This is a genomic window from Sphaerospermopsis reniformis, from assembly GCF_005402885.1.
GTDB classification, from domain to species: Bacteria; Cyanobacteriota; Cyanobacteriia; order Cyanobacteriales; family Nostocaceae; genus Sphaerospermopsis; species Sphaerospermopsis kisseleviana.
In genome coordinates, this window is record NZ_BJCE01000240.1 from 1 (window position 1) to 8,105 (window position 8,105).

Annotated in this window: 5 protein-coding genes; 3 read left to right on the forward strand and 2 right to left on the reverse strand. The window is 39.2% G+C overall.

All coding sequences use genetic code 11. The features are described from left to right. Nucleotides 1-369: 369 nt before the first annotated feature. Nucleotides 370-2,391 (reverse strand): elongation factor G, encoded by a 2,022-nt coding sequence (locus FFR48_RS22775; RefSeq protein ID WP_137668941.1) that lies wholly within the window; start codon nt 2,389-2,391, stop codon nt 370-372. A gap of 425 nt (nt 2,392-2,816) precedes the next feature. On the opposite strand from FFR48_RS22775, the gene FFR48_RS22780 reads away from it, so the two are divergent. From FFR48_RS22780 to FFR48_RS22790, 3 genes are all read left to right on the forward strand, one after another. Then, complete coding sequence (locus tag FFR48_RS22780) at nt 2,817-3,782, forward strand: tetratricopeptide repeat protein (RefSeq protein WP_137668942.1); 966 nt, start codon at nt 2,817-2,819, stop codon at nt 3,780-3,782. A gap of 208 nt (nt 3,783-3,990) precedes the next feature. Beyond that, nucleotides 3,991-4,542 (forward strand): phosphate-starvation-inducible PsiE family protein, encoded by a 552-nt coding sequence (locus FFR48_RS22785; RefSeq protein ID WP_096570591.1) that lies wholly within the window; start codon nt 3,991-3,993, stop codon nt 4,540-4,542. A 207-nt stretch (nt 4,543-4,749) separates the two neighbouring features. Then, nucleotides 4,750-4,989, forward strand: coding sequence for a hypothetical protein (locus tag FFR48_RS22790; protein WP_096570593.1), 240 nt, complete (start codon nt 4,750-4,752; stop codon nt 4,987-4,989). A gap of 264 nt (nt 4,990-5,253) precedes the next feature. Here the strand turns inward: FFR48_RS22790 and FFR48_RS22795 are convergent, their stop codons facing one another. Beyond that, the gene (locus FFR48_RS22795; protein WP_137668943.1) at nt 5,254-7,320 is read right to left on the reverse strand and encodes an NAD(P)H-quinone oxidoreductase subunit 5; all 2,067 of its coding nucleotides are present in this window, start codon (nt 7,318-7,320) and stop codon (nt 5,254-5,256) included. Nucleotides 7,321-8,105: the final 785 nt, after the last annotated feature.

Consider the following 8,105-nt stretch of genomic DNA (forward strand, 5'->3'; position numbering starts at 1 on the left):
TTTTAGGTGTTTTAACAGCTTTTCTCTCTGTTCTTGAGACAGATGGTTTTTTGCTGGCATAATTCAGAAGCGATCGCTTAGTTACTTAATTCCCTATTATACAATCTAGCTGCACAACAGCTTAGTTGCCTATTATTTGTTGTGGGATGCTGAAGATAATGATTGGATTAATAGTTCTTTCTGGGAATGTGGAGATTTCAAAGGTGTTTTACCTTATCCAAAACGTTGATTTTATTATATTTTCTAATAAACTTTTTTATCTTATCTTCTCCTCTTCCTTTGCGTCTTTGCGTCTTTGCGTGAGAAAAAAAAGGAAGGTAGAACCTTCCTAATAGCATTCCCAGTCAGGAGACTGGGAACGAGGATGAACTATTTACTGTTAGTATTTAAAACCCGTTCAGCAATTTTATCCGGTACTTCTTGCAGGTGATCATATTCCCAATGGAAAGAACCAACACCCAAGGTAAGCGATCGCAATTCTACAATAAAATCGTGCATTTCTGCTTGGGGTAAGTATGCAGAAACATTATCCCATCCTGACCAATCTTGTCTACCTTCATAACCCAAAATTTGTCCCCGTCTACCACTTAAAAGTTGTAAAACTTTAGAGGTAAACTCACTAGGAGTATTCACATCTACCTTTAAAATTGGTTCTAAAAGGGTAGGTTGTGCTTGGGGTACTCCTGTTTGCATTGCGAGACGTGCAGCTTGTTTAAAAGCTTGTTCTGAACTATCAACGGTGTGATAAGAACCATTAGTTAATGTCACCGCAACATCAACCATCGGGAAACCTAAAGGACCATGTGCCAGAAATTCTTTCACTCCCATTTCTACCCCAGGAATGTATTGTTTAGGAACAACACCACCAACAATTGTTTCCCGGAAATTGAAACCTTCTCCCCTTGCTAATGGTTGAATGTCTAAATAAACATCTCCAAATTGTCCATGTCCACCACTTTGATGTTTATAACGTCCATGAACTGCGTTTACTGGTTTACGGATAGTTTCTTTGTAAGGAATTTGGGGAAGATGGGTAGACATGGGTAAGTTATATTTGCGTCGCAGTCTATCTAACGCAACTTGCAAATGTATCTCACCTTGTCCCCACAAAATTACTTCGTGGGTGTCTCCATGTTGTTCCCAAGCTAAAGCAGGATCTTCTTCTAATAACTTAGTAATAGCAGCACTAAGTTTGACTTCATCATTACGTTTTTCGGGTGTTATAGCTAAAGCAAAAACTGGTTCTAATTCTTCTGCTTTTGGTAATTGTTTAATGTGGGAATTGGTAGAAATTGTATCTCCGGTTTTAATTCCTTCTAACCTAGAAATAGCAACAATTTCTCCAGCTACAGCTTCGTTAATTTGCTGTTGTTGTTGTCCCATTAAACGGTAAAGACCACCAGCACGAATACCATTTAAAACAATACCATCTGTTAATGTTCCTTGCCAGACTCGCACTAAGGAAAGTTTGCCACCTTGGGGAGTATAAAAGGTTTTGAGAACTTGCGCTAAAGGAGTATCACTAATTTTTTCTAAACGCCGTTCCATTGTGGTTTCTGGTGCTGGTGCTTCCCTTAATATTGCTTCTAATAAAGGTCTCACACCATAATCTTGTTCTGCAATTCCAAAGAAAACTGGTACTACTAAATCAGCACCTAGTTCTAGTTTTAAATCTTTGAGAATTTCTTCTTGGGGTGGTTCGATATCTTCTAATAATTCTTCCAGTAAATGATCATCAAAATCAGCCAAAGTTTCTAACATTTCTGCTCTCGCTTGATGTTCTTCGGCTTTTAATGCTTCTGGAAATGGGATGGAATCAGCAGCAGCACCAGCATGATATTGATAAGCTTTTTCACTTACCATATCAATAAATCCTGTGAGTTCTTCCCCTTGCATAATGGGGAATTGATGCAGCACTAAAGGACGACTAGAAACGGCTTTGAGGGCGTTTAATGTTTCTAGAACATGAATATTTGCCCGATCCATTTTATTCACAAATACGATGTGGGGAATTTCCCAATCATCGAGAAATTTGAATAATGGGGCTAAAGTTAAAACTCGATCTTTGATGGGTTCGCAAACAACAATTGCTGCATCAATTCCCATTAAAGCATTATAAGTTTCTTGGACAAATTCTACTGAACCAGGACAGTCTATAAAGGTGAAGCGTGTATTTTCGTATTCTGTACAAGCTGTGGAAACTTCTACACTCATGCGGCGATCGCGTGCTTCATTAGCACTATCTCCAACTGTGTTAACATCTTTAATGTTACCTTTGCGAGAAATTGCTCCGGTGACAAATAACAAACTTTCTAATAATGTGGTTTTGCCACTGGAATAGGGTCCAACAATTGCTACATTCCGCGAACCGGATTTTACTTTTTCGCTCATAAACCCTCCTTTACGGTGATTCCCTCAACCGTATTATGTATTTTTCAGGAGTAATTTTTTTAGCTTTCAGCAGTCAGCTTTCAGCTTTCAGCTTTTTAACAGCTATACTCAAAATTGTTATTGGCTTATTTCACTGATTTATCAAACATTATGACTACTGTACGGGCAAAGTAGGCGCGAAGCATTCGGAAAATAGCCTTTTCATAAAATTGATAATTAGTCGCCCGAATGCTTCGCCTCTACGACTCCTGACTCCTGACTTTTTTATTATCCATCTTTTAAGCTCGGTGCAAAAAAATTGTAGTTTATCGTAAGATTAAGATTAAGTAATATTAAGCTATGCTAATTTATATACCAATTATAAAATATTTGTTAAAAAATAGGTTCATACTCAATATTTAGTGACAATATTATTCGGCTAATTTATGACTATTTCCTTAAAAAAATATCCTTTTATTGGCATTGTTACTTTACTGGTACTAGATATCAATATTAAGCCAGTATTTTCCACTTCTCCCCATTTCCCCATTTCCCCATCTGCTGTCACCTGTCACCTGTCACCTGTCACCTGTCACCTATTAGCTCAAACTCCTCGTCAAATTGCTTTAGACTGGTTAAATAGGGGTTTACAAGCTATTCAAAGGGGAAAAATACAAGAAGCTATTAACGCTTTTCGTCAAGCAACACAATTAGATCCGACTTTAGCAGCAGCGCATTATAATTTAGGGTTAGCACTGCGACAAACTGGAAAGTTACAACCAGCAGCGGACGCATTTTATCAAGCTACGCAAGCCGATCCACAGTTTGCATTAGCTTTTGCAAATTTAGGTAGTGCTTTGTTAGAAGGGAATAATTTACAGTTAGCAAATGATTATTTACAACGAGCTTTACAACTAGATCCAAAATTGGGTTTTGCTCATTATAACTTAGGATTGATACGAGAAATTAAAAAAGATTGGGATGGGGCGATCGCCTCTTTTCAACAAGCGATCATACATAGTCCAAATTCTCCAGAACCTTCCTATCATTTAGGACTTTGTTATTTACAAAAAGGTAGAATTGAACTAGCAAAATCAGCATTTACCGCTGCAATAACTATCAATCCCAGATATGCAGAAGCTCATTATAATTTAGGTTCAATTTTATTTAATCAAGGCAAATTTAAGGAAGCATTAGCAGCATTTAGAAAATCCACCCAAGCAAATGCAAATTATGCCGATGCTTATTATGGTGCAGGATTAGTATTTGTACAATTGAAACAATATCCAGAAGCCGTAAAACTAATCAAATATGCGAGAGATTTGTATAAAAATCAAGGTAATACTCAATGGGTGAATAATGCCGACAAATTGTTAACACAAATACAAAAATTAAATAACAAACCACGCTGAGGCAGAAAACATTAATGTTACGTAAAAATAGGAATATTGGTAAGAGTTCAGAATTGAGTCAGTAGGGGTTTAGCAATGCTAAACCCTAACAGTAGTCAGAATATTTGATCAATTATCAACCTAATGATTTTTGGTGTAACCCTAAAAAGCTGACTGCTGATAGCTGATAGCTGATAGCTTACTGACTGCCATTGGAATGTAAACAGTCATGCAAAAACGCTTCAAGAGTAGATTTTTATTTTGCGATCGCTGGTTAGATCGCTATGCAATAGTGCGTAACATGGAGGCTTTTCAAGACCTCATAGTGATGGTATTATGTTTAGCCTTATTTGCGGTAATGTTGATACAATTGTGGGGGATAGTTATTGCCATCATTAATTCATTAGACTACAAAGAATTGACATCAAAAATACTATTTGTGTTAATTCTCGTGGAATTATTTCGACTACTCATAGTTTACTTACAAGAACATAGTATTTCCGTAGGTGTAGCCGTGGAGGTGGCAATAGTTTCCGTACTGCGGGAAGTAGTTGTTCATGGTACGTTAGATATTTCCGGCACACAAACAGCAGCAATTTGTAGCTTATTACTCATTTTGGGGGGACTATTATTAGTATGTGCTAAAACACCCCACATGGACTGCATGAGTGCAAACACAAAATATTGTCCTATCGTGCATCAAGAGAATAGAGAAATACAAAACAAATTCGTATTTCAGTATTCCGATGAATATGAGGATAACCCACCTCTGTCAAAGTAAATATAGCAGTGGATAGATCCCCAACTTTTTGAAGAAGTCGGGGATCTGGGTATGACGTTTTTTAAAGTTGAGTTACTTAAAACCTTGTTCAATTATTAACTGAATACTTCTATCTAAAGGTAATAATTTTGTCCACTTTGAGATAGATGAATATAACTTAAATAATCTGTATAAATTCAATAAATAGTTAAATAAAGGAGCAAAAAAATGACTGCTACCCAGACCAAAACTCAAGAACCAATTAGTAATTTAGAATACGACTTTATCACAGTATTGCATAACAAAGCAGCAGCAGTGCAAGCTTACGAACGTTACATTCAAGATGCACAAGAAGCAAATTCTCAACCTTGTGTAGAACTATTCCAAAAATTGCGTCAGTCAGAAATTGACGGAGCGCACGAAATTCGTGAACATCTGCAACAAGTGATGGCAAAAGGAAAGATGTAATTTTGTAGGGTGCGTTAGATCCCATAGCAGTTAATGTACATTAACCCTATTGTTGCGAGCCTAACACACCCTAAAAACTAGATAGGAATCTGGATGAGGAGAAATATCAGTTAAGCGAAAAGTATCACTCACTTCTTTAATAAAATTCCTTCCTCTTCCCCTCTTCCCTTCGCGTTCTTCGCGTTCTTCGTGGTTCAATAACTTTGCGCCTTTGCGTCTTTGCGTGAGAAAAAATAGGGGCAGGAAAACCCACCCCCATAAAAATTAAGTCACACCAAAAACGATCACCAAGCCCAGAACAGCCCCAAAAACAATTAAGGCATAGAACTGAACCCGACCGCTTTCCAGGTACTTCAAACCTTCACCACTAACAAGAGTAAAGAAACCAGTCAAATTAACCGCACCATCAACAACGCGGAAATCAACTTCCATCACTTGTCGAGCAACACGACGCAAACCAAGGACAAATACCTGATGATAAATATCGTCAAAATACCATTTATTCAACGATAACTCATACAGAGATTTGATCTTAGAAGCGATCGCACTGGGGTCAATTTTCCGAGCCAAATACATCAGCACGGCTAAAGTAATACCCACCACAGAAATAGCCACAGAACTACCCGCCATCACATAAAACTCATGGGGGTCAAATTCCGCAGCTTTTTCCATTACTTCAGCTAAGGTTTCATTAGGAGAGTAGATAAACTGCTCAAAATAATTAGCGTAGGGAGTACCCACCAAACCGATCAAAATAGAAGGAACAGCCAAAACCAACAGAGGTAGAGTCATTGTCCAAGGAGACTCATGAGGTGAACTGCTGTGGTGTCCGTGACCATGACTTTCTAACTCACCTTTTTTCATTGCTCCTGGTCCAAAATTAGGTTGTAATTCCAAACCTAACTTAGCAGCAGAAGCATCTTTGAGCATGGTTTTGATTTTCTCATCATTACCCCGGAATTTGCCTTCAAATGTCGAGAAATACATTCTAAACATATAAAAAGCAGTAATACCCGCTGTCACCCAACCAATAAACCATAACAGGGGGTTAGCAGCAAAAGCCGCACCGAGAATTTCATCCTTAGACCAGAAACCAGCAAAGGGAGGAATACCGGAAATTGCTAAACAACCAATAAAGAAAGTAAACCCGGTAGCGGGCATATATTTCCGCAGTCCACCCATTAAGCGCATATCTTGAGCCAATACCGCATCATGGCCAACCACTGCTTCCATACCGTGAATAACTGAACCTGAACCCAAGAACAGCATCGCTTTAAAGTAAGCATGGGTCATCAGGTGGAATAAACCCGCACTGTAAGCGCCTACACCCATTGCCATCACCATGTAACCAAGTTGGGAAATGGTGGAGTAAGCGAGTCCTTTTTTGATGTCGTTTTGGGTAATAGCGATAGTCGCGCCCAAAAATGCTGTAAATGCCCCAGTGAAAGCGATCACGTTCATTGCTGCGGGGACGTGTTCAAATACTGGGTACATCCGCGCTATTAGGAATACACCAGCCGCCACCATTGTTGCTGCGTGGATCAGGGCGGAAATAGGTGTAGGACCTTCCATTGCGTCTGGTAGCCAGACATGGAGGGGGAACTGGGCAGACTTGGCAACTGGACCGAGGAAGACCAAAATGGCGAAGAGGATAGCCAGGAAATTGCTGATAGAACCAGATTCTACTAATTCACCCAGGCGATCGCCCATGATTGTAAAATCAAAGCTGCCTGTTGCCCAAAATAGACCCAAAATACCTAGCAGTAAACCAAAGTCACCAACGCGGTTAGTGACAAAAGCCTTTTGACAAGCATCCGCCGCCGCCTTGCGATCGTACCAAAAACCAACGAGGAGGTAGGAACACATCCCTACCAATTCCCAAAAGATATAAATTTGTACTAGGTTGGGACTAACCACCAACCCTAACATGGAAGAGCCGAATAAACTGAGATAGGCGTAAAACCGGACATAACCAGGGTCATGCGCCATGTAGCCATCAGTGTAAATCATCACCAAAAAGGCTACAGTTGTCACAACCACTAGCATCATAGCTGTGAGATTGTCAATTGTGTAGCCCATCGTCAAGTGAAAATTACCTGCTGCTGCCCATTCAAAGGTACGCAGATAAGGTGCATGACCTTGGTATTGACTCCACAGCAGAGCCATAGACAGCCCCATAGCTGCGCCCATCAGGGAGATAATAACCACAGCGTTTAGCTGTCGCAGGCGGTTTGTTACCTGATTTAACGAGATTAACCCTAGACCTACCAGCATTGCTCCTAATAGGGGTAATACTGGAATAATCCAGGCATACTGATAGATTACTTCCATCACTCACGCCTACTTTGAAAAGTATTGACAAATTAAGGACAATGCTGTAAGAATATTCTTCTTAGGCTAAATTGTCCAGGTCGGAACTCCTAATAATTGTAAGATAACGCCAATAGTCATTAAAAATATAGTCAAGTATTTACAGCTTTCAGAAGATTAGACCTGAAGCACAAGGTTTGCTGAAAAAGTCCTGTCGTGGAGACAGGGTACAGGAAACTCTTAACAGGGAACAGTTTTAGCTATCTGTTGGTAACAAATTTTTGGATTTCTTCAAGCCAAAATGCAGGGTTTTTTAGGTCTCAGCTTCAAAAATCTTGCATTTATTGAAAATTAAAATCGCTAAAACTCTTTTCCACTACAGGTTTTACATTTATAGAACTTACGCAGAAACCAGGTTTCTTGACGATTGATGCGTAAGTCCAGATTTATTCAGCAAGCCCTAAATATATTCACTTTTTCCGAAAGAAAATATAATAACCCTTCTCAGATATTCTGAGAAGGGTTATTAATTTTGTTACGTTTGTTAAGGATAATTTAATATTTGAATCATGGAAAAAATTGGGGATGAAGTAATGTTGATATAGGTAAGCTGGCGTTAACAATTGTCGTTGTGACAAGGTAGGAGGCAGGGCAAGAAGAAGCAGGGGGGCAGGGAGCAGGGAGCAGGGAGCAGGGGAAAATTATTTGTATTTTCCCAATCACCAATCACCAATCACCAATCACCAATTAAGCAGAGCGGCACTCTAAATCAGGCATGGTTGTTATACTCAAGGTGTTATGGTTAG